Origin of the sequence: Pseudanabaena biceps PCC 7429 (assembly GCF_000332215.1) — a bacterium.
Classification (GTDB): Bacteria; Cyanobacteriota; Cyanobacteriia; order Pseudanabaenales; family Pseudanabaenaceae; genus Pseudanabaena; species Pseudanabaena biceps.
This window is the reverse complement of sequence record NZ_ALWB01000461.1, coordinates 1-521: the sequence shown is the minus strand read 5'-3', so window position 1 is coordinate 521 and position 521 is coordinate 1. Positions and strand designations below refer to the sequence as shown.

1 protein-coding gene is annotated in these 521 nt (G+C 46.4%); it reads right to left on the bottom strand.

Translation table 11 applies throughout. From position 1 onward, the window contains the following. Positions 1–107: 107 nt before the first annotated feature. Positions 108–521: PAS domain-containing protein (locus PSE7429_RS23110; RefSeq protein ID WP_040690584.1), on the bottom strand; the 414-nt coding region annotated here is incomplete at its 5' end.

The window sequence follows — 521 nt, the reverse complement described above, 5'->3', positions numbered from 1 at the left end:
TGGCATTGTCAAAGAAATCCCTTAGTTGCGATTCACGTTCTAACAGTTCTTGCGTGCGAATTGCGACTCTAGCTTCGAGGGTTTGATTGAGTTTTAAGATGTCAGCTTCAGATTTTTTGTCGATCGCTAATATCAGTAATCGTGCCAATATATCCTGTAACCCGACCATCCCCATCAAATTCAGCATTTGATTGTCCAAATACCCAGGTAATGGTGCTATCCGATCGCAGAAATCGATATTCAAGGTGAAAAGGACGATTTGCTTGAGTAGAGCGATACCACTCATCGGCAACCTTGTCTCGATCTTCTGGATGTAATGCTTGCGCCCAACCACCTCCCATTGCTTCGCTGGCACTAATTCCCGCGATTTGACACCAGCATTCATTTACATATGTGCATTTGCCTACGGGATCGGTATGGAAAATCCCCACGGGTGCGGCGGCGGCAAGGGTGGCATAACGTTTTTCGTCTTGCTTTGAGGAGGGCTTCGGCCTGTTTTGCGTTCTTGGATCTCTAATTCT